18 protein-coding genes are annotated in these 20,076 nt (G+C 71.6%); 9 read left to right on the top strand and 9 right to left on the bottom strand.

Annotated elements, in window-relative coordinates; genetic code table 11:
* Positions 1-3: 3 nt before the first annotated feature.
* The 5 genes from ACYF6T_RS06910 to ACYF6T_RS06890 all read left to right on the top strand — a co-directional run bounded on the left by ACYF6T_RS06910 (position 4) and on the right by ACYF6T_RS06890 (position 4,911).
* The gene (locus ACYF6T_RS06910) at positions 4-1,287 is read left to right on the top strand and encodes an amidohydrolase family protein (protein ID WP_461694257.1); all 1,284 of its coding nucleotides are present in this window, start codon (positions 4-6) and stop codon (positions 1,285-1,287) included.
* Positions 1,284-2,510, top strand: coding sequence for an amidohydrolase family protein (locus ACYF6T_RS06905; protein ID WP_461694256.1), 1,227 nt, complete (start codon positions 1,284-1,286; stop codon positions 2,508-2,510). Before ACYF6T_RS06910 ends, ACYF6T_RS06905 begins: the two co-directional genes overlap by 4 nt.
* A gap of 24 nt (positions 2,511-2,534) precedes the next feature.
* A complete protein-coding gene (locus tag ACYF6T_RS06900; protein ID WP_461694255.1) occupies positions 2,535-3,245 on the top strand; it encodes a VIT1/CCC1 transporter family protein in 711 nt (236 codons plus the stop codon).
* 134 nt (positions 3,246-3,379) lie between these two features.
* Entirely contained in the window at positions 3,380-4,246 is an 867-nt protein-coding gene (locus ACYF6T_RS06895) for a sterol desaturase family protein (RefSeq protein ID WP_461694254.1), read from the top strand.
* Positions 4,243-4,911 carry a lysoplasmalogenase gene (locus ACYF6T_RS06890; protein WP_461694252.1) on the top strand — a complete coding sequence of 223 codons (669 nt, stop codon included), beginning with the start codon at positions 4,243-4,245 and terminating at the stop codon, positions 4,909-4,911. Before ACYF6T_RS06895 ends, ACYF6T_RS06890 begins: the two co-directional genes overlap by 4 nt.
* A gap of 153 nt (positions 4,912-5,064) precedes the next feature.
* Here ACYF6T_RS06890 and ACYF6T_RS06885 read toward each other — a convergent pair whose 3' ends face one another.
* From ACYF6T_RS06885 to ACYF6T_RS06870, 4 genes are all read right to left on the bottom strand, one after another.
* Complete coding sequence (locus ACYF6T_RS06885; protein WP_461694251.1) at positions 5,065-6,075, bottom strand: CopD family protein; 1,011 nt, start codon at positions 6,073-6,075, stop codon at positions 5,065-5,067.
* Between the two features lie 100 nt (positions 6,076-6,175).
* The gene (locus tag ACYF6T_RS06880; RefSeq protein WP_461694249.1) at positions 6,176-7,540 is read right to left on the bottom strand and encodes a CoA transferase; all 1,365 of its coding nucleotides are present in this window, start codon (positions 7,538-7,540) and stop codon (positions 6,176-6,178) included.
* Positions 7,541-7,647: 107 nt separating this feature from the next.
* Complete coding sequence (locus ACYF6T_RS06875) at positions 7,648-9,171, bottom strand: S8 family peptidase (RefSeq protein WP_461694247.1); 1,524 nt, start codon at positions 9,169-9,171, stop codon at positions 7,648-7,650.
* A 111-nt stretch (positions 9,172-9,282) separates the two neighbouring features.
* Positions 9,283-10,812: a S8 family peptidase gene (locus ACYF6T_RS06870; RefSeq protein ID WP_461694245.1), complete on the bottom strand. Its 1,530-nt coding sequence runs from the start codon at positions 10,810-10,812 to the stop codon at positions 9,283-9,285.
* Between the two features lie 247 nt (positions 10,813-11,059).
* Between ACYF6T_RS06870 and ACYF6T_RS06865 the strand changes: the two genes are divergently transcribed.
* The 3 genes from ACYF6T_RS06865 (at position 11,060) to moaA (ending at position 14,196) form a co-directional block, all read left to right on the top strand.
* Positions 11,060-11,416 carry a DUF485 domain-containing protein gene (locus ACYF6T_RS06865; RefSeq protein ID WP_461694243.1) on the top strand — a complete coding sequence of 119 codons (357 nt, stop codon included), beginning with the start codon at positions 11,060-11,062 and terminating at the stop codon, positions 11,414-11,416.
* Entirely contained in the window at positions 11,413-13,038 is a 1,626-nt protein-coding gene (locus ACYF6T_RS06860; protein ID WP_461694242.1) for a solute symporter family protein, read from the top strand. Before ACYF6T_RS06865 ends, ACYF6T_RS06860 begins: the two co-directional genes overlap by 4 nt.
* 168 nt (positions 13,039-13,206) lie before the next feature.
* The gene (gene moaA, locus ACYF6T_RS06855; RefSeq protein ID WP_461694241.1) at positions 13,207-14,196 is read left to right on the top strand and encodes a GTP 3',8-cyclase MoaA; all 990 of its coding nucleotides are present in this window, start codon (positions 13,207-13,209) and stop codon (positions 14,194-14,196) included.
* A 10-nt stretch (positions 14,197-14,206) separates the two neighbouring features.
* On the opposite strand, the gene ACYF6T_RS06850 is transcribed toward moaA, so the two are convergent.
* Together ACYF6T_RS06850 and ACYF6T_RS06845 are read right to left on the bottom strand one after the other, a co-directional pair.
* Positions 14,207-14,422 (bottom strand): hypothetical protein, encoded by a 216-nt coding sequence (locus ACYF6T_RS06850; protein WP_461694239.1) that lies wholly within the window; start codon positions 14,420-14,422, stop codon positions 14,207-14,209.
* 225 nt (positions 14,423-14,647) lie between these two features.
* Positions 14,648-15,046 (bottom strand): DUF3099 domain-containing protein, encoded by a 399-nt coding sequence (locus ACYF6T_RS06845; RefSeq protein WP_461694237.1) that lies wholly within the window; start codon positions 15,044-15,046, stop codon positions 14,648-14,650.
* A gap of 245 nt (positions 15,047-15,291) precedes the next feature.
* Here ACYF6T_RS06845 and ACYF6T_RS06840 point away from each other — a divergent pair, with 245 nt between their 5' ends.
* The gene (locus ACYF6T_RS06840; protein WP_461694236.1) at positions 15,292-15,570 is read left to right on the top strand and encodes a GlsB/YeaQ/YmgE family stress response membrane protein; all 279 of its coding nucleotides are present in this window, start codon (positions 15,292-15,294) and stop codon (positions 15,568-15,570) included.
* 51 nt (positions 15,571-15,621) lie between these two features.
* Here the strand turns inward: ACYF6T_RS06840 and tyrS are convergent, their stop codons facing one another.
* Genes tyrS through ACYF6T_RS06825 form a run of 3 tightly spaced genes read right to left on the bottom strand, consistent with a single transcriptional unit; the run spans position 15,622 to position 19,861 of the window.
* Positions 15,622-16,890 carry a tyrosine--tRNA ligase gene (gene tyrS / locus ACYF6T_RS06835; protein WP_461694235.1) on the bottom strand — a complete coding sequence of 423 codons (1,269 nt, stop codon included), beginning with the start codon at positions 16,888-16,890 and terminating at the stop codon, positions 15,622-15,624.
* A 56-nt stretch (positions 16,891-16,946) separates the two neighbouring features.
* Positions 16,947-18,341, bottom strand: coding sequence for a metallopeptidase TldD-related protein (locus ACYF6T_RS06830; RefSeq protein ID WP_461694234.1), 1,395 nt, complete (start codon positions 18,339-18,341; stop codon positions 16,947-16,949).
* The gene (locus ACYF6T_RS06825) at positions 18,338-19,861 is read right to left on the bottom strand and encodes a TldD/PmbA family protein (protein ID WP_461694233.1); all 1,524 of its coding nucleotides are present in this window, start codon (positions 19,859-19,861) and stop codon (positions 18,338-18,340) included. The genes ACYF6T_RS06830 and ACYF6T_RS06825 overlap by 4 nt, the downstream gene beginning before the upstream one ends.
* Positions 19,862-20,076: the final 215 nt, after the last annotated feature.

The raw sequence follows: 20,076 nt of genomic DNA, 5'->3' as shown, positions 1-20,076 counted from the left end.
GACGTGACCGACCAGGACCCGTACCTGATCATCTCGTCCGACTGCCACGCCGGGCTGCCCACCGAGGAGTACCGGCCCTACCTGGAGGCCCGGTTCCACCGGGACTTCGACGAGTTCCTCGCCGGGCGCGACCGGCGCCGCGAGGAGATGAACCGGCTCGGCATCCGCAACGAGGCGTTCGCGGCCAAGTGGTTCGAGGACAACGAGGAGGGCCTGCGCGGCGGTTGGGAGACGGCGCAGCGGCTGAAGGAGCTCGACGGCGACGGGGTGGCGGCCGAGGTGGTCTTCCCCGACGCCGACGCGGTCGACAGCCGCACCGCCGCGCCCTTCGGGGTGGGCCTCGGCCTCTCCGGCGACCAGGACCCCGAGCTGGGCATGGCGGGCGCGCAGGCCCACAACCGCTGGCTGGCGGACTTCGTCTCCGAGCATCCCGAACGGCACTGCGGAGTCGCCCTGCTGCCGCTCACGGCGGAGCCGGACCGGGTCGTCGCCGAGGTCCACCGCGCCAGGGAGTCCGGCCTCGGCGCCCTGATGATCCCCTCCATGTGGGTCGACAAGGAGCCCTACCACGACCGCCGTTACGACCCGGTGTGGGCGGCGGCGGCCGAGTGCGCGATGCCCGTGCTCACCCACTCCGGGGCGGCCCCGCGCCACGAGTACGGCGACCATCTCGGCATCTACGTCAGCGAGGTGACCTGGTGGCCCGCCCGCCCCCTGTGGTTCCTGCTGTGGTCCGGCGTCTTCGAACGCCACCCGGGACTGCGCTTCGGCGTCGCGGAGTCGGGCTGCTGGTGGCTGCCCAACCTGCTGTGGTTCATGGACCGCCTCTACCTCGGCGCGCACGGCGGCAAGAAGCTGTCGCCCTTCGAGGAGCTGAAGCGCCCGCCCAGCGAGTACCTCGACCGGCAGGTCTTCGTCTGCGCGACCAACACCAAGCGCCGCGAACTCGCCCAGCGCTACGAGATCGGCGTCGACAACATCCTGTGGGGCAGCGACTTCCCGCACCCCGAGGGCACCTGGCCCGACACGCGCGCGTGGCTGCGCCGCACCTTCCACGACATCCCGGTCGCCGAGACCCGCCGCATGCTGGGCCTGGCCGCGGCGGAGGTCTTCGGCTTCGACGTCGCCGGGCTGACCCCGCTGGCCCGCCGCATCGGCCCCACCCCGGCCGACCTCGGCCAGTCCGCCGACCAGGCGGCCGTGGAGGCCTCCTGGGCCCGCTCGCGCGAGGTGGGCCGGCACTGGCTGACCGGCCACGACTTCCCGGCGCTGGGGGTGACGCCGTGACCGACCGGTACACCGTCATCTCCGCCGACTGCCACGCCGGGGCCGATCTGCTCGACTACAAGCCGTACCTGGACAGGCGCCACCACGACGACTTCGACGCCTGGGCGGCCACGTACGTCAACCCCTACGAGGACCTGGTCGCCGACACCGCCGACAAGAACTGGAACTCCGAACGCCGCCTGGCGGAGCTGGAGGAGGACGGCATCGTCGCGGAGGTGGTCTTCCCCAACACCATCCCGCCGTTCTTCCCCTCCGGCTCCCTGATGGCCCCCGCGCCCACCGCCGCGGAGTTCGAACGCCGCTGGGCGGGCCTGCGCGCCCACAACCGCTGGCTGGCCGACTTCTGCGCCGCCGCACCGGGCCGGCGCGCCGGCGTCTTCCAGATCCTCCTCAACGACGTCGAGGAGGCCGTCAAGGAGATCAGGTGGGCGGTCGGGGCCGGCCTGACGGGCGGACTGCTGCTGCCCGGCACTCCGCCGGGCTCGGGTCTGCCGGAGCTCTACTCGCAGGCGTACGACCCCATCTGGGCCGTCTGCGAGGAGCTGGGCGTGCCCGTCAACCACCACGCCGGCTCGGCCTCGCCCCCGCTGGGCGACGAACCGGCCGCCCGCGCGGTGTTCATGGTCGAGACGACCTGGTTCTCCCACCGGGCCCTGTGGCACCTGGTCTTCGGCGGCGCCTTCCGCCGCCACCCCGGGCTCAGGCTGGTCCTGACCGAGCAGGGCTCCGGCTGGATCCCCGGGGTGCTCGACATGCTGGACTACTACCACGGCCGCCTGGTGGCCGCCGCGACCAAGGCGTCCACCGCCGAGTCCAAGTTCGGCGCCGGCCTCGCCGCCCGCATGGGCAAGGCGCCCTCCGAGGTGTGGCGCGACAACTGCTTCGTCGGCGCCAGCTTCATGCGCCCCCACGAGGTCCCGCTGCGGGACCGCATCGGCCTCGACAAGATCATGTGGGGCAGCGACTACCCGCACGACGAGGGCACCTACCCGTACTCCCGCGAGGGCCTGCGCCACGCCTACGCGCGCGTGCCGCGCGCCGAGGTCGCGGCGATGGTCGGGGGCAACGCGGCCCGCGTCTACGGCTTCGACCTGGCCGTGCTGGACCCCATCGCCGCGAAGGTCGGCCCGACGGTCGAGGAACTGGCCGAGCCGCTCGCCGAGCCGCCCGCCGGGGCGACGAGCCCGGTGTTCGCGCGAGGAGCGTCGGTACGCGTGTGGTGACGCCGGGGGTGGCATCCTCCCGGTGTGACGGAACCAACGCACGACGAGGCCCACGGCGGCGCACTGGGGCAGCGGCTCAACTGGCTGCGCGCGGCCGTCCTCGGCGCGAACGACGGCATCGTCTCCACCGCCGGTCTGGTCGTGGGCGTGGCCGGCGCGACGGACGACCGGGCGGCACTGCTCACGGCCGGCCTCGCGGGACTGCTCGCCGGGTCGATGTCCATGGCCGCCGGGGAGTACGTGTCGGTGTCCACCCAACGGGACTCCGAGATGGCCGCCCTCGCCATGGAGCGGCGGGAGTTGCGCGAGCAGCCGGAGGCCGAGCTGGAGGAGCTGACGACCCTGCTGGCCGACCGCGGCCTCTCCCGTGAGGTGGCCCGGGAGGCCGCCGAGCAGCTCACGGAACGCGACGCCCTGCGGGCGCACGCGCGCGTGGAGCTCGGTATCGACCCCGACGAGCTGACGAACCCCTGGCACGCGGCCTGGGCGAGCTTCCTGGCGTTCACCGTGGGCGCTTTGCTGCCGCTCCTCGCCATCGTCCTGCCGCCGGCCGGCTGGCGCGTGTGGATCACGGTCGTCTCGGTCCTCGCCGCCCTCGTCGTCACCGGCTGGACCAGCGCCCGTCTGGGCGCGGCGAAACCGGGCCGCGCGGTGGTGCGCAACGTGGCGGGCGGGGCGCTGGCGATGGGGGTGACCTACGCGGCCGGGGCACTGCTCGGGGCCGCCGGTGTGTAGACCGGGGATTGGCAGAGACCGGCGGGGATTGGCGGGGATTGGCGGAGATCGCCAAGAAGCAAGCGCGTACCGTTGGTAATACTTGTCAGTAACAACGTCTAGCCGCCGCTCACCGGCGGTTCTACGGTGCCCCCATGCCGAACCTGCCCGATGTCGTGCTGTGGTCGATACCCGCCTTCGTGCTGCTCACCGTGGTCGAGATGATCAGCGTGCGCGTCCATCCCGACGAGGACGACGCGGGATACGAGGCGAAGGACGCGGCGACGAGCGTCGGCATGGGCCTGGGCAGCCTCGTCTTCGACTTCCTGTGGAAGATCCCGATCGTCGCCGTCTACACGGCGATCTACGAACTGACGCCCCTGCGCGTGCCCGTCCTGTGGTGGACCGTCCCCCTGATGCTGCTCGCGCAGGACTTCTTCTACTACTGGTCCCACCGCGGCCACCACGTCATCCGCATCCTGTGGGCCTGTCACGTCGTCCACCACTCCAGCCGGAAGTTCAACCTCACCACCGCGCTGCGCCAGCCCTGGACATCCCTGACGGTCTGGCCGTTCTACGTCCCCCTCGTCGCCGCCGGCGTGCACCCGGCCGCCCTCGCCTTCTGCTCCTCGGCGAACCTCGTCTACCAGTTCTGGATCCACACCGAACGCATCGACAAGATGCCGCGCTGGTTCGAGTTCGTCCTCAACACGCCGTCCCACCACCGCGTCCACCACGCCTCCCAGGGCGGCTACCTGGACCGCAACTTCGGCGGCATCCTCATCGTCTGGGACCGGATCTTCGGCTCCTGGGTGCCCGAGGTGGAACGGCCCGTCTACGGGTTGACCAAGAACATCAACACGTACAACCCGATCAAGGTGGCGACCCACGAGTACGTGGCCATCGCCAGGGACCTGAAGGCGGCCGGGAGCTGGCGTGAGCGGGCCGGGCGGGTCTTCCGGGGGCCCGGGTGGCAGCCCGCGCCCGCGCCGGAGCCGGCCGGGGAGACCGTGGCCGCGTGACCCGCTCCCGCGTCCTGCTCGGGGCGTTCGCGGCGGCCAGCGCCGTCGACCTGGTCTGCCTGGCGGCCGGCTGCGACCCCGGGCACACCGTCGCCAAGCCCCTGCTGATGCCGTTGCTGGCCGCGTGGGCCGCCTCGTGCGGCGCCCCGGGCCTCCTGGTGGTCGCGGCCCTGTTCTGCGGCTGGGGCGGCGACACGCTGCTGCTCTCCGACGCGCGGGGGGCCTTCCTCGCGGGCATGGCCTGCTTCGCCGCCGGGCACGTCTGCTACCTCGCCCTCTTCCGGCGGCACGGCCCGCCCCGCGCGCGTGCCGCCCTCCTCGCGCCCGCCTACGCCGTCGCCCTCACCGCCACCGTCGCCCTCCTGTGGCCCGGCCTCCCGGCGGACCTGCGCGTCCCCGTAGTCTGCTACAGCACCCTGCTCACGGCCATGGCGTACACCGCGGCCGTCCGTCTCGGCCCCCTCGCCGCGGCCGGCGGGGCGCTGTTCATGCTCTCCGACACCCTCATCGCGACCGGCGTCGCAGGCTGGCCCCAGCCGCCGCGCCCCGACCTGTGGATCATGCTGACCTACGCGTCGGCGCAGTTCCTGCTGGTCCGCGGCACCCTCGGTGAGCGAGCGGCTCCGGGGACGACGTACGGAGAAGTGCGCTCCGCCACCCCCTAGCGCACCGCCGGCACCAGGTCCGCACGGACGTCGCCCGCCGCTTCGGCACCATCGGCTTCATCGACGAGCGCCCGCGCTCAAGGTGCTGGTCACCAACGGTTGACCGGCATGCCCTCGACCGGTCAACACGTTGATCCGGTCAATGCGTCAACGTCACGACCAGCGAATCGGCAACGGCAGCGCGGTCAGCAGCCCCGACACCACGACGACCGCTCCCAGCACGACGAGTTCCACCCGCGCGGGCGCGCACGCGCTGAGCGGGTCGGTGGCGCGGCTGAGTCGGAAGCGGGCCCACAGGGCGAGCGCGCCGACGACGGCCACCAGGATCACCTTGGCGAGCAGGGTGCGCCCGTAGGCCGTCGTCGTCAGCTGGTCGAGGAGGGTGCCCTCGGGCATGCGCCGCAGGGAACTCCACACGCCGGTCGCGGTGATGGCGGCCAGCAGAACGGCCGCCACGCGCGCGTAGAGACCCAACAGGGCGGCACCCGCCGCATGGCCGCGCCAGCGGCGCAGGGTGCGCAGCGCGTGCAGCAGTCCGCCCGCCCACAGCGACGCGCACGTCAGGTGCACCAGCGTCAGCCCGGACCCGACCAGCGGGCTGTGCTCGGTACCGGGATGCGCGCGCAGGGCCTCGGCCACGATCACCGCGGCCGGCGGCCACACCTGGGCGGCCCGGAAGCGCGAGCGGGCCAGCAGGGCCGCCACGAGGAAGGCGTTGACCTCGACCAGCGCGAGTCTGCCGTCCCGGGAGTCGTACAGACCGCCGATGTCGATCGCCGAGAGGCTGTGCGGGATCAGGTTGCCGGTCGAGACGACCGACGCGAGGCCCAGCGCGGCGACGAAACCGGCGACGGCCGCGTACGGGGTCCAGCTGCGGGGCGCCTCGGCGGGGGCGTCGGGAAGGGCGCGGGTCAGCCGGGTCACGAACAGCTCGCCCACCGGCACGCAGAGCGCCGCGAACAGCACCGCCCGCAGCAGTGCGATGCCGCCGGCGCCGGGCGCGGCGGCCTCTCCGGTGCCGTGCAGCGCGGCGGACGGTCCGAGCAGGGGTATCAGTGCGGCCAGCGGCACGAGGACGAGCACTGCGACGGCCCGGCGGGCACCGGGACGGCGTATCGGCTCGCTCGCGTCGGCCACCTCGGAGGGGGGTCTTGTCAACGTCACCTCAAGAGCTTCACCAGCCCTCTCGGAACCGGGCAACCGGAGTAAAGCAACTGGGGGTGCCCCATTCCACCCATGGGTACGGTTTCGGACGCCCGGGCACTCATCGCCAGCGGGCGGAATCCGAACCCCACGGCACCGGCGGGCTCGTCCAGTCGCCCGGCCCGCCGTCGAAGGACACCGGCGAGCGCACGTACCGCAGCCGCCCGAGCCGGCTGTCCGCCTCCGCGAGCCAGGGCTCCGGCCCCTCGTACGCCTCAGCCCCGGGGGCGCTGGTCCCCACCCCCGTCGTGAGCCACCCGGCGGTCCGCGCCAGCGCCAGCCGCACGAACCGGCTGCCGCCCTCGTCCGACTGCTCCGTCAGCGCCCGCAGCACGGCCGCCGCCAGCAGGTACCCGGTGCCGTGGTCGAGGGCCTGCGCCGGCAGTGCCCCGGGACGCGCGGCCGAGCCCTCGGTGACGGCGATCCCGGTCGCCGCCTGTACGAGGCTGTCGAAGCCGCGCCGCGCACGCCACGGCCCGTACGCGCCCCACGCCGACAACTGCGCCACCACCAGCCCGGGGCGCCGCTCGGCCAGCGCCTCGGCCGACAGCCCGAAGCGGTCCAGGGCACCCGGGCGGTAGCCGGTGACGACCACGTCCGCCGCCGCGAGCAGCTCCTCGAAGGCGCGCCGGTCGGTCGCCAGCTCCAGCGTCGCCGAGCGCTTGCCGAAGCCCGTGTCGGCGTGCTGGTCGGGGATTTCGGGCAGCCGGGGGGAGTCCAGGCGCAGCACGTCCGCGCCCAGCAGGGCGAGCGTGCGGGTGGCGACCGGGCCGGCCAGGACGCGGGTCAGGTCCAGGACCCGCAGTCCGGCGGCGGGGAGCAGGGGAGTGCCGTCGAGCGGGGTGAGCACGCGCGCGGGCGCGGTGTCGAGGCGTTCCCGCTCGACCAGCGGCCGCCGGTCCGCCTCGGCCGCCTGCTCGTGCCGGGCCCACTCCTTTGGCGACCGCAGGGCCACGGCGAGCCCGCCGGCGGCGTACACGGCCTCCTCGGCCTCCAGCGAGGTCCGTTCGGCGAGGGCCGCCTCGACGGCGGCCACCTCGTCCGGCACGCCCAGCGCGGACAGCAGACGGGCCCGGTGATGCGGGTAGTTGGCGTGCGTGCGCACCCATCCGTCTGCCGTCCGCCAGAACCTCGACAGCGGGGCGAAGCCGACCGGGGCCCGGCCGTCCACCAGCAGGTGCCGCTCGCTGTGGAACGCCGCCGCCACCGCCCCGTCGTCCACCCGGACCCGGGGCACCTCGGCGAGTCCGGCCCGCCGGGCGCCGAGCTCGGCCGCGGCCAGCGCGCACGCGCCGACGCAGGCGCGCGCGAGCTCCCGGACGGGAAGGCGCCCTGGGAGGGCGCCTTCCCGCACCACCGCCGAGACCCGCGCGAGCAGAGCGGGGTCACCGCCCAGCGCGGACCATGCGAACTTGATTCCAGTCATGACTGCACTATGCAGTATTGACTGAATCAATACATGGCCCGACCAGTCACCCGAAACCGTGGCCGGTCACCTGGAACCGTGGCCAGTCACGTGGTCACCGCCTCCGGTCACTTGGTCACCGCGTCCAGCGCGTCCGCGATGCCCCGGCCGTAGAAGCCGTTGCGGTTCTTCGACCCCTTGCACACCGCGTCGACCTTGCCGTCGCCGTTGATGTCGTACGGGTCCGTGCACGGCGTGGCGTCGGCCTCGGCGTACAGCAGGGCCTTCACCAGGGCGGCAGAGGCGTGCGGGTGGGTTGACTTGATCAACGCGGCGACGGCGGCGACATGCGGCGTCGCCATCGACGTACCGGCCATGTAGCCCCACTTGCCGCCGGGCAGCGTGCCCAGGATCAGCCCGCTCGTCGCCGGGGGCGCCGGCGTCTGGTAGGCCGTCGAGTCGCCGCCCGGCGCGGCGATGTCGATCACGCCCAGGCCGTAGTTGGAGAACGACGACTTGATGCCCTTCGCGCCGGTGGCCGCCACCGTCACCACACCCGGCAGCTGGGTGGGTATGTCGAAGCACTTGTGCGGGTCGATCACCCGGTCCGAGGGCGTGGCGTCGTTCGGGGAGACCGGGTCGGTGATCGAGTCGGCGTCGAGGTCGTAGTTCTCGTTGCCCGCCGCCGCGACGTTGACCGCGCCCTTCCTCTCCGCGTACCGCGAGGCCCGGGTGACGGCGTCCACGAGCGCCTTCTGGTCCGGGTCGTCGGCGCAGTTGAAGTACCAGGGGTCGGTGTAATAGCTGTTGTTGGTGACGTCCACGCCGTGCTCGGCCGCCCACACGAAGCCGCACACCACGGCCTCGGTGTAGAAGTAGCCGGCCGTCGTGGCCACCTTGATCCCGGCGACCTTCACACCCGGCGCGACACCGGTCATGCCGACGCCGTTCTTCGCCGCCGCGATCTCGCCGGCGACGTGCGTGCCGTGCGGGCTCTCCGCGGCGCTCGGCCGCCAGGCGCCGTCGGTCGTGTCCGGCTTGCCCGACACGCAGTTGACGGAGGCCTTGCGGTCGAAGTTCGGGGCGATGTCGGGGTGGGTGTCGTCGACACCGGTGTCGATCACGGCGACGGTGACGTCCGGGCTGCCGAGCGTCTTCTCGTGCGCCTTGTCCGCCTTGATGGCCGCCAGATCCCACTGGAGCGGCTCCAGCGGGTCCTGCCCGTCGGCCGCCTGGACGTCCGCCAGCTGGTCGGCGGTGAGTGCCTTCGGCGTGCCCACGTCGGTCGTGGACTGGGCGGGCAGCGGCGCGTTGCGCGTGTTGCCGGCCGACTGCACGCCGGGCACCGTGCGCATGGTCTTGGCGAAGTCGGCGTTCGACGAGTGCACGACGATCACGCCGATCTGGTCGTACGAGGTCACGATGGTGCCGCCGGCCTCGGCGATCGCCTTCTTCACGTGCGCCGAAGGGCCGTGGCCCGGGCGGACGTTGACGACGTAGCTGAGCGCGGTCGCGTCCGTGGCCGTCGCCGCCGGGGTCTCCCGGGGAGCGGCCGAGGCCGTGACGTTCGGCAGGAACGCGAGGGCCGACGCCATCGCCATCCCGAGCGGGAGGGCGAGCGCGCGGCGGTAGCGCGGGTGAGGCGCTGTCATGGGTCTGAGTCTCCAGTTCGTTCGTTCGCGGTACGAGCGGACCGTGCGGGAAGGAATCGGGCCCCGGGGGAGCGGACTCCCCCGGGAGGAGGGCTGCGTGGCTGCCGCCGGCTACTTCTTCACCGCGCGCAGCGCGTTGACGATGCCGAAGCCGTAGAAGCCGTTGACGCGCTTGCCGCCCACGCAGGTCGCGTCCACCACGCCGTCGCCGTCACCGTCGTAGGGGTCCGTCGGGCAGCCGGGGTTGTCCGCCTCCGCCTTCAGCAGCGCCTGCAACTGGGCCGGAGACGCCCACGGGTGCGTCGACTTCAGCAGCGCGGCGACCGCCGCGACGTGCGGCGAGGCCATCGAGGTGCCCTGCAGCCAGCCGTACTGGTTGTTCGGCATCGTGGACAGGATGCGGCCGTTCTTCGACGGCGTGTCCGGGATCTTGTACTTGTCGCCGCCCGGCGCCGCGACGTCGATGACGCCGTCGCCGTAGCTGGAGTAGTACGACTTCGCGTTCGTGACGCCGGTCGCGCTGACCGTGACCACGCCCGGCAGCTGGGTCGGCACGTCGAAGCACTCGTGCGGGTCGACCGTGCGGGTCACCGCGGTCGAGTCGTCGGGGCTGGAGTCGTCGACGAGGGCGTCCGAGTCGAGGTCGTCGTTGGAGTTGCCCGCCGAGGCGACATTGAGCGTGCCCTTGCTCTGCGCGTACAACTGGGCCCTGTTGACCGCGTCGACGATGGCCCGTTGATCGGGATCGTCCATGCAGTTGTACTGCCACGGATCGACGTAGTAGCTGTTGTTGGTGATCTCCACGCCGTGGTCGGCGGCGAACACGAAGGCGCACACCACGCTCTCGGGGAAGAACAGCTGGTTCTCGTCCGGCTGGGCCACCGTGATGCCGGCGACCTTCACGCCGGGCGCGACGCCCGCCACGCCGATGCCGTTGCGGGCCGCGGCGATCTCGCCCGCCACGTGCGTGCCGTGGTAGTGGTCGGCGTCCACCGGCCGCCAGGAGCCGTACGTCGTGTCCGCCTTGCCGCTGACGCAGTTCGCGGACTGCGAGGCGGAGAAGTTCGGCGCGATGTCGGGGTGCGTGTCGTCGACGCCGACGTCGATCACCGCGACCGTCACGCTCTTGCTGCCCGGGTCGACCTCGGCGGCCTTGTCGGCGCCGATCGCCCGCAAGTCCCACTGGTCGGCCTCCAGCGGCTCCTGACCGGCCGTCGCACCGCTCGCCGCCTTCGCGGCCTCGGCCTTGGAGAGGTACTGCACCGCGCCCTCGTCGGTCGTGCCCGCCGCCTGGACCGGCGAGGTGCGCGAGGCGCCCGCCGACTGCACGCCGCGCACCTTGCGTATCTTCTTGGCGAAGTCGAGGTCCGTGGAGTGGACGACGATCACGCCGATCCGGTCGTAGGAGGCGACGACCGTGGCACCGGCCGCGTTGATCGCCTTCTTGACCGACGCGAGGGTGCGGTGGTCCGTCCTGGTGTTGACGAGGTACGCGTAGGTGTCCGCGTCGGCCGCCTGGGTGGCGGACTCCACGCGGGGCGCGGCCTGCGCGGCCGCCGGCAGGAAGCCCAGGGAGGCGGTCAGGGACAGCACGACCGGCACCGCGAGGGCGAGCCGACGTCTGGTGCGCAGATGAGCCATGGGGTCTCCACATCATCCGGAAACGAAACGGCCCGAGACACAGGTGGTGCTCGGGCAGGTACATGACGGGCGGTCCAGGCCGAAAACTATCCCCCGAAGTCGCTGGCCAGCAATGAGTTGCCCAAGGTGAGTTCGGAAACAGGTCAAGAGCGTTGAACCCGTCCTCGCGTGGCGCCGTGACCTTGAGCAGGGAAGGCGAGGACACTCGCCCCCGGTCCCCGTCACAACCGCAACGCGAGGAGACTACGTGGCTACCGACGCACCGCCCCCCTCGAAAGTCCAGCACGCACTCCCCTCCACCGAGGAGTTCGAAGAGGTGCAGCAGAGCGCGGAGTTCGGCGAACTGCGCCGCTCCCACCGCTCGTTCGCCTTTCCGCTGACCGTCGGCTTCATCGCCTGGTATCTGCTGTACGTGCTGCTGTCCAACTACGCGGACGACTTCATGGGCACCCAGGTGGTCGGCAACATCAACGTCGCGCTCGTGCTGGGCCTCGCCCAGTTCCTCACCACGTTCCTCATCGCCTGGTGGTATTCGCGGCACGCTGCTGCAAAGCTCGACCCCAAGGCCGAGGCGATCAAGTCCCGGATGGAGGGCGGCGCATGAGCCACGCGCAGACCACCCTGCTGGCGGCCACCGCGGTCAGCGAGCACCGTACGCTGATCATCACCCTGTTCTCGGTGTTCGTCGCCGCCACGCTCGTCATCACCGTGTGGGCGGGCCGGCAGACCAAGGACGCCGCCGACTTCTACGCCGGCGGACGGCAGTTCACCGCCTTCCAGAACGGCCTCGCCGTCTCCGGCGACTACATGTCCGCGGCCTCCTTCCTCGGCATCGCGGGCGCGATCGCCCTGGCCGGCTACGACGGCTTCCTGTACTCCATCGGCTTCCTGGTCGCCTGGCTCGTCGCCCTGCTGCTGGTCGCCGAGCCGCTGCGCAACTCCGGCCGCTACACCATGGGCGACGTCCTGGCCTACCGCATGCGCCAGCGCCCGGTCCGCACCGCGGCCGGCACCTCCACCATCGTCGTGTCGATCTTCTACCTGCTGGCGCAGATGGCGGGCGCCGGCGTCCTGGTCTCGCTGCTGCTCGGCATCACCAGCGACGGCGGCAAGATCGCCATCGTCGCCCTGGTCGGCGTCCTGATGATCGTGTACGTGACCATCGGCGGCATGAAGGGCACCACCTGGGTGCAGATGGTCAAGGCCGTCCTGCTGATCGCCGGCGCCCTGCTGCTGACCTTCCTGGTGCTGCTGAAGTTCGACTTCAACATCTCCGACCTGCTCGGCAAGGCCGCCGACAACAGCGGCAAGGGCTCCGCCTTCCTGGAACCCGGCCTCAAGTACGGCCTCACCTCGACGTCCAAGCTGGACTTCGTCTCCCTCGGCATCGCCCTGGTCCTCGGCACCGCGGGCCTGCCGCACATCCTGATCCGCTTCTACACGGTGCCCAACGCCAAGACCGCCCGTAAGTCCGTGAACTGGGCGATCGGCCTCATCGGCGCCTTCTACCTGATGACCCTCGCACTCGGCTTCGGCGCCGCCGCGCTGATCAAACCCGACGAGATCATCGCCTCCAACAAGGCGGGCAACACCGCCGCCCCGCTCCTCGCCCTGCACCTGGGCGGGGTCGACTCCAACTGGGGCGCCGTCCTGCTCGCCTCGATCTCCGCGGTCGCCTTCGCCACCATCCTGGCAGTCGTCGCGGGGCTGACCCTGGCGTCCTCGTCGTCCTTCGCCCACGACATCTACGCCAACGTCATCAAGAGGGGCCAGGCCACCGAGAAGCAGGAGGTGAACGCCTCCCGCTGGGCGGCCGTCGGCATCGGCGCCGTCGCCATCGTCCTCGGCGCCCTCGCCCGCGACCTCAACGTCGCCGGCCTGGTCGCCCTGGCCTTCGCGGTCGCCGCCTCCGCCAACCTGCCCACGATCCTCTACAGCCTGTTCTGGAAGCGGTTCACCACCTCCGGCGCCCTGTGGTCGATCTACGGCGGCCTGGTCACGGCGGTCGGCCTGGTGCTGTTCTCGCCGGTCGTCTCCGGCAAGGAGACGTCGATGTTCCCCGACGTCGACTTCCACTGGTTCCCGCTGGAGAACCCCGGCATCATCTCCATCCCGGTCGGCTTCCTGCTGGGCGTCCTCGGCACCTACCTGTCCAAGGAGGAGCCGGACAAGGGCAAGTACGCGGAGCTGGAGGTCCGGTCCCTGACCGGCACCGGCGCCCACTGACCACCCCGCCGACCAGCCTCTGAGCGGCCGCGTCGTAGATCCCTACGACGCGGCCGCGCCGTCTGTCGTGGGATCGGGCCGCTGTGGTTGTCAGTGACGTCACGTAGGCTCGCAGGAGACGGAAAATGATGCAGCCGTACTGATCCGCTACGAGGGAGGGGGCCCCACGTGCTCATCGACACCTACGGCCGAGTGGCCACCGACCTGCGGGTCTCGCTGACCGACCGGTGCAACCTGCGCTGTACGTACTGCATGCCCGAGGAGGGCCTGCAGTGGCTGGCCAAGCCGGACCTGCTCACGGACGACGAGATCGTCCGCCTGATCGACATCGCCGTCACCTCCCTCGGCATCGAGGAGGTCCGCTTCACCGGCGGCGAGCCGCTGCTGCGCCCCGGCCTGGTCGGCATCGTGGAGCGCGTCGCGGCCCTGCGCCCGCGCCCCCGGATGTCCCTCACCACCAACGGCATCGGCCTGCGGCGCACGGCGGCGGCCCTGAAGGCGGCGGGCCTGGACCGGGTCAACGTCTCCCTGGACACCCTGCGCCCCGACGTCTTCAAGACCCTCACCCGCCGGGACCGCCACAAGGACGTCCTGGAGGGCCTGCGCGCCGCCCGCGAGGCGGACCTGACCCCGGTGAAGGTCAACACCGTCCTGATGCCGGGCCTGAACGACGACGAGGCCCCCGACCTCCTCGCCTGGGCCATGGAGCACGACTACGAGCTGCGCTTCATCGAGCAGATGCCCCTGGACGCCCAGCACGGCTGGAAGCGCGAGGGCATGGTGACCGCCGGTGACATCCTGGCCTCCCTGCGCACCCGCTTCGACCTCACCCCCGAGGGCGCCGACGAGCGCGGCTCGGCCCCGGCCGAACGCTGGCTGGTCGACGGCGGCCCCCACCGGGTGGGCGTCATCGCCTCCGTCACCCGCCCCTTCTGCGCCGCCTGCGACCGCACCCGCCTCACGGCCGACGGCCAGGTCAGGACCTGCCTGTTCGCCCGCGAGGAGACAGACCTGCGCGCGGCCCTGCGCGACGGCGCCCCCGACGAGGAGATAGCCCGCATCTGGCGCCTGGCGATGTGGGGCAAGAAGGCGGGCGCCGGCCTGGACGACCCGTCGTTCGTCCAGCCGGACAGGCCCATGTCCGCAATCGGGGGCTAGGCGAGCGCCCTCAGCCCGCCTGCGCTTCCCAGTCCTTGAGCAGCACGACGTCCTTCAGGAACCCCCGCACGCCCAGGAACTGCGACAGATGCTCGCGATGCTCCTCGCAGGCCAGCCACGTCTTGCGCCGCTCCGGTGTATGGATCTTCGGGTTGTTCCACGCCAGCACCCACACGGCGTCGGCACGGCAGCCCTTGGCAGAGCAGACAGGTGTCTCGTCACTCACGATTCGATCTCACAGGCACGCGGAAACAAGGCGACGCCGAGCAGCCACGGGGGGAGCTGCCCGGCGTCGGTCTGTCGCTCCGACGGGGGATGCGGAGCGCCTACGAAGTATGTCACGGGTAGCCCGTCGCCCGGCACTGGAACAACATGATTGATCTGAGCTTTTCTTGAGCCTGTCCGGAGCCGTCGTTCCGCTCGCACCCCGGACACGCCCCGCGGGCCGCGCTCACATCCGCTCGTGCGGCTCGGTTCGTGCGCCCGGCGCACGCTCCGCCGCGACATCTTCCGGGACCGGTTCCGCGAAACCGTCGTTCGTCCGCGGCGGTGCCAGCATCGGCCGCGTCGGCGCGGTCACGAACGTCGACGGCAGAGATGGCGCGTTCTCGCGCCCGGCGTTGGCGATCACCACCGCGATGTAGGGGAGGACGGCCCCGAGGACCAGCGCCACGATCGCGACGTGCCGTTCGACGTTCCACAGCGACGCCGCGAGGATCACCGACACCGTCCGGATGGACATCGAGATGACGTACCGGCGCTGCCGGCCGCGCACGTCCTCCTGGAGGCCCGTCCGGGCTCCGGTGATCCGGAACACCTGGGCGCTGCCGCCGCCATGCTGCTTCCGCATCACATTCCACCATCCGCCCGCGTCAGGCTCTCCCCGCCCGGTAACCGGCCCGTCCCCGGTCGGGGAACGGGGTCCGGACCCATCCCACGTTACGCCGCGCCTGCGTCGGCTACGAGACCGGGGCACCTTGCGCTACGGCGGACGGAATCCGCCGTAGCGCGTACGGCCGTACCCGACATGCGCCGTACGGCGCACGGACCGACACTCGACGTAATGCTCGCGTAGAGCCGTACGAGGAGGCAGCCATGGGCTGGTTGTGGGCGATCATCGTGGGATTCGTGCTGGGTCTGATCGCGAAGGCGATCATCCCGGGCAAGCAGCACAGTCCCCTCTGGCTGACCACCATCTGCGGCATGCTCGGCGCCATCGTCGGCAACGCGATCGCGCGGGCGGTGGGCGTCGAGTCGACCAAGGGCATCGACTGGAGCCGGCACGCCTTCCAGCTGGTGGCCGCGATCGTCATCGTCTTCGTGGTCGACATGCTGTACATGGCGACGCTCGGCAAGCGCAAACAGACGACCTGAGCCACGGGGGCGGTCCTCCCGCACAGGAGGGGACCGCCCCCGCGCACGCTCCTAGGCGGACGCGACCTCGACGGCCGCCAGGTTCTTCTTCCCGCGCCGCAGCACCAGCCACCGGCCGTGCAGCAGGTCCTCGGTGGCGGGGACGGCGTCCTCGGCGGCGACCTTCACGTTGTTGACGTAGGCGCCGCCCTCCTTCACGGTCCGGCGCGCGGCCGACTTGCTGGCCACGAGACCGACCTCGGCGAACAGGTCCACGACGGGACCGAGCTCGGTGACCCGGATGTGCGGGACCTCGGAGAGCGACGCGGCCAGCGTCTTCTCGTCCAGCTCCGCCAGCTCGCCCTGGCCGAACAGCGCCTTCGACGCGGCGATCACCGCGGCCGTCTGGTCGGCGCCGTGCACCAGCGTCGTCAGCTCCTCGGCGAGGGCCCGCTGGGCGGCACGGGCCTGCGGACGCTCCTCGGTCTGCCGCTCCAGCTCCTCGATCTCCTCGCGGGAGCGGAAGCTGAAGATGCGCAGGAACTTGGAGACGTCCCGGTCGTCCGCGTTCAGCCAGAACTGGTAGAAGGCGTACGGCGTGGTCATCTCCGGGTCCAGCCACACCGTGCCGGACTCGGTCTTGCCGAACTTGGTGCCGTCGGCCTTGGTGATCAGCGGCGTGCCCAGCGCGTGCACCACGGCGTCGGGCTCGACCTTGTGGATCAGGTCCGTGCCCGAGGTGAGGTTGCCCCACTGGTCGCTGCCGCCGGTCTGCAGCGTGCAGCCGTAGCGCCGGTACAGCTCCAGGAAGTCCATGCCCTGCAGGATCTGGTAGCTGAACTCGGTGTAGCTGATGCCCTCCTGGGACTCCAGGCGCCGGGCGACGGCCTCCTTGGCGATCATCTTGTTCACGCGGAAGTGCTTGCCGACGTCCCGCAGGAACTCGATGGCCGACATCCCCTGGGTCCAGTCCAGGTTGTTGACCATGACGGCCGCGTTCGGCCCCTCGAAGTCCAGCAGCGGCGCGATCTGCGCGCGCAGCCGCTCGACCCACTGGGCGACGACCTCGGGCGCGTTCAGCGTGCGCTCCGCGTTCGGCTTCGGGTCGCCGATCAGGCCCGTGGCGCCCCCGACCAGGCCCAGCGGGCGGTTGCCCGCCTGCTGGATCCGGCGCATCGTCAGGATCTGCACGAGGTTGCCGAGGTGCAGGCTGGGCGCGGTCGGGTCGAAGCCGCAATAGAACGTGACGGGACCGTCCGCGAACGCCTTGCGCAATGCGTCCTCGTCAGTGGAGAGGGCGATCAGCCCACGCCACTTCAGTTCGTCGACGATGTCCGTCACGGTTCTCGTATCTCCTTGATGGTCTTCGAGCAGTCGAGCGACTGCCGGCTACGAGGTTATACGCCCTGACTGACAGAGCTCATATTGAAGTCCGGCACCCGCAGCGCCGGCATCGCAGCCCTAGTGAACCAGTCGCCCCACTCCCTCGGCAGCGTCTTTTCGGTGCGCCCGGCCTCGGTGGCGCGGCCCAGCAGATCGACCGGCGACTCGTTGAACCGGAAGTTGTTCACCTCGCCGGTCACCTCGCCGTTCTCCACGAGGTAGACACCGTCCCGGGTCAGACCGGTGAGCAGCAGCGTGGCCGGGTCGACCTCGCGGATGTACCACAGGCAGGTCAGCAGCAGCCCGCGCTCGGTGCCGGCGACCATCTCCTCCAGGGAGCGGTCCGTGCCGCCGTCCAGGACGAGGTTGTCGATCGCCGGCGCCACCGGCAGCCCGGTCAGGCCCGCGCTGTGCCGGGTGGTCGTCAGACGGGCCAGCTCGCCCCCGCGGATCCACTCGGTCGCGGCGAGCGGCAGCCCGTTGTCGAACACCGACTGGTCTCCGCCGGAGGAGTGCGCGATCACGAAGGGCGCCGACTCCAGGCCCGGCTCGTTCGGGTCGCTGCGCAGGGTCAGCGGCAGCTCGGAGAGCCGGTCGCCCACGCGCGTGCCGCCGCCCGGCTTGGAGAACACCGTGCGGCCCTCCGCCGCGTCCCGCCCCGACGCCGACCACAGCTGGTAGATCAGCAGGTCCGCCACCGCGGTCGGCGGCAGCAGCGTCTCGTACCGCCCGGCCGGCAGCTCGGTCCGCCGCCCGGCCCAGCCCAGGCGTACGGCGAGCTCCGCGTCCAGCGCGGCCGGGTCGACGTCCTTGAAGTCCCGCGTGGAGCGGCCGGCCCACGCCGAGCGCGTACGGTCCGGGGACTTGGCGTTCAGCTCCAGCGTGCCGTTGGGCTGGTCGTGCCGCAGGCGCAGCCCCGTCGAGGTGCCCACGTACGTCGACACCATCTCGTGGTTGGCGAACCCGTACAGCTCACGCCCGCCGGCACGCGCGCGTGCGAACGCCTCGCCGAGCGCCGGCGCGAAGTCGGCGAACACCGCCGAGGTCGTCTCCGCGGGCGCCTCCGTGAACTCCGGCGCCGGGGCCACGCCCGTGACCAGCGGCTGCGCGTCCTCGGCGGGCCCGGCACCGCGCGCGGCGTCCTCGGCGGCCCGCACCAGGGGCTCCAGCTCGTCCACGGTCACGGCCGACCGGGAGACCACACCGGAGGCGGTGCCCTCCTTGCCGTCGACGGTCGCGATCACCGTGAGCGTACGGCCGCGGGTGACGCCGTTCGTGGTGAGCGCGTTGCCCGCCCAGCGCAGGTTGGCGCTCGACTGCTCGTCGGCGATCACCACGCACCCGTCGGCGGCGGACAGCTCCAGCGCCCGCTCGACGATCTCGTGCGGCTTGCTCGTACGGGCGCTCATCGACCGGCCTCCTGCGTGGTGTTGAGGATGTTGACGCCCTTGAAGAGGGCCGACGGACAGCCGTGGGAGACGGCCGCGACCTGCCCCGGCTGGGCCTTGCCGCAGTTGAACGCGCCGCCCAGGACGTACGTCTGCGGACCGCCCACCGCGGCCATCGAGCCCCAGAAGTCGGTGGTCGTCGCCTGGTACGCGACGTCCCGCAGCTGCCCGGTGATCCGCCCGTTCTCGATCCTGAAGAACCGCTGGCCGGTGAACTGGAAGTTGTAGCGCTGCATGTCGATCGACCAGGACCGGTCGCCGACGACGTAGATGCCCCGGTCCACACCCCCGATGAGATCCTCGGTGGACATCCCGGCCGGGTCCGGCCGCAGCGACACGTTGGCCATGCGCTGCACCGGCACGTGCGCGGGGGAGTCGGCGTAGGCGCAGCCGTTGGAGCGCTCGAAGCCGGTCAGGCGCGCGATACGGCGGTCGAGCTGGTAGCCGACGAGCGTGCCGTCCCTGACCAGGTCCCAGGACTGGCCCTCCACGCCCTCGTCGTCGTAGCCGATGGTCGCGAGGCCGTGCTCGGCGGTGCGGTCGCCGGTGACGTTCATCAGCTCGGAGCCGTAGCGGAGCTTGCCGAGCTGGTCGAAGGTGGCGAAGGAGGTGCCGGCGTAGGCGGCCTCGTAGCCGAGCGCGCGGTCCAGCTCGGTGGCGTGGCCGATGGACTCGTGGATGGTCAGCCACAGGTTGGAGGGGTCCACCACGAGGTCGTACAGGCCCGGCTCGACGCTCGGCGCGCGCATCTTCTCGGCGAGCAGCTCCGGGATCTGCTCCAGCTCGCTCTCCCAGTCCCAGCCGGTGCCGGTGAGGTACTCCCAGCCGCGCCCGACCGGCGGCGCGATGGTCCGCATCGAGTCGAACTCGCCGCTGGATTCGTCGACCGACACGGCCGTCAGCGACGGATGCAGCCGCACCCGCTGCTGCGTGGTCACCGTGCCCGCGGTGTCGGCGTAGAACTTGTTCTCGTGCACGGTCAGCAGCGAGGCGTCCACGTGGTTGACGCCGTTCGCCGCCAGCAGCCGCGCGCTCCAGTCCGCGAGCAGCGCCGACTTCTCCTCGTCGGGCACGGTGAACGGATCGATCTCGTACGACGAGATCCACGTCTTCTCGGCGTGCACCGGCTCGTCGGCGAGCTCCACGCGCTCGTCCGAGCCGGCCGCCCTGATCACCTGGGCGGACAGCTTCGCCATCGCCACCGCCTGCGAGGCGACCTTGGCCGCCGCGTCCAGGGTGAGGTCCACCCCCGACGCGAAGCCCCAGGTGCCGCCGTGCACGACCCGCACCGCGTACCCGAGGTCGGTGGTGTCCTGGGAGCCGGCGGGCTTGGCGTCCCGCAGCCGCCAGGAGGCGCTGCGCACCCGCTCGAACCGGAAGTCCGCGTGCTCGGCCCCCAGCGCACGCGCGCGTGCCAGCGCCGCGTCGGCGAGGGCACGCAGGGGTAGGGCCGTGAAGGCTTCGTCGATGGTATGAGGCACCGAGGTCTCTCCTTGACTGTCGTGACCTGTGGCTGGGCCGGCGGTTGACCCGATCATGTCGTGTGGACGGCCCCGGGGACCACAGGTTTCGCCGCCACCCGGGGACTTTCTGTAGGGACCCGACAGTGAGTCCCGTACGCCACTGTCGGTGCCCGATTGTCCGCGGGCGGGCCGGGCCCGATAGGTTTTCGAGGAAGCCGCCTGCCATCCAGGTG

This window comes from Streptomyces sp. 7R007 (assembly GCF_054850255.1).
The sequence above is the reverse complement of the archived record's forward strand: the minus strand, read 5'-3'. Positions and strand labels throughout refer to the sequence as shown.

What these genes read in the sequence shown, in the direction of transcription:
- ACYF6T_RS06895 (WP_461694254.1), top strand. Translation starts at nt 3,380, where the DNA reads ATGCCGAACCTGCCCGATGTCGTGCTGTGGTCGATACCCGCCTTCGTG.
- ACYF6T_RS06880 (WP_461694249.1), bottom strand. Translation starts at nt 7,540, where the DNA reads ATGACTGGAATCAAGTTCGCATGGTCCGCGCTGGGCGGTGACCCCGCT.
- ACYF6T_RS06875 (WP_461694247.1), bottom strand. Translation starts at nt 9,171, where the DNA reads ATGACAGCGCCTCACCCGCGCTACCGCCGCGCGCTCGCCCTCCCGCTC.
- ACYF6T_RS06870 (WP_461694245.1), bottom strand. Translation starts at nt 10,812, where the DNA reads ATGGCTCATCTGCGCACCAGACGTCGGCTCGCCCTCGCGGTGCCGGTC.
- ACYF6T_RS06860 (WP_461694242.1), top strand. Translation starts at nt 11,413, where the DNA reads ATGAGCCACGCGCAGACCACCCTGCTGGCGGCCACCGCGGTCAGCGAG.
- ACYF6T_RS06845 (WP_461694237.1), bottom strand. Translation starts at nt 15,046, where the DNA reads ATGCGGAAGCAGCATGGCGGCGGCAGCGCCCAGGTGTTCCGGATCACC.
- ACYF6T_RS06840 (WP_461694236.1), top strand. Translation starts at nt 15,292, where the DNA reads ATGGGCTGGTTGTGGGCGATCATCGTGGGATTCGTGCTGGGTCTGATC.
- ACYF6T_RS06830 (WP_461694234.1), bottom strand. Translation starts at nt 18,341, where the DNA reads ATGAGCGCCCGTACGAGCAAGCCGCACGAGATCGTCGAGCGGGCGCTG.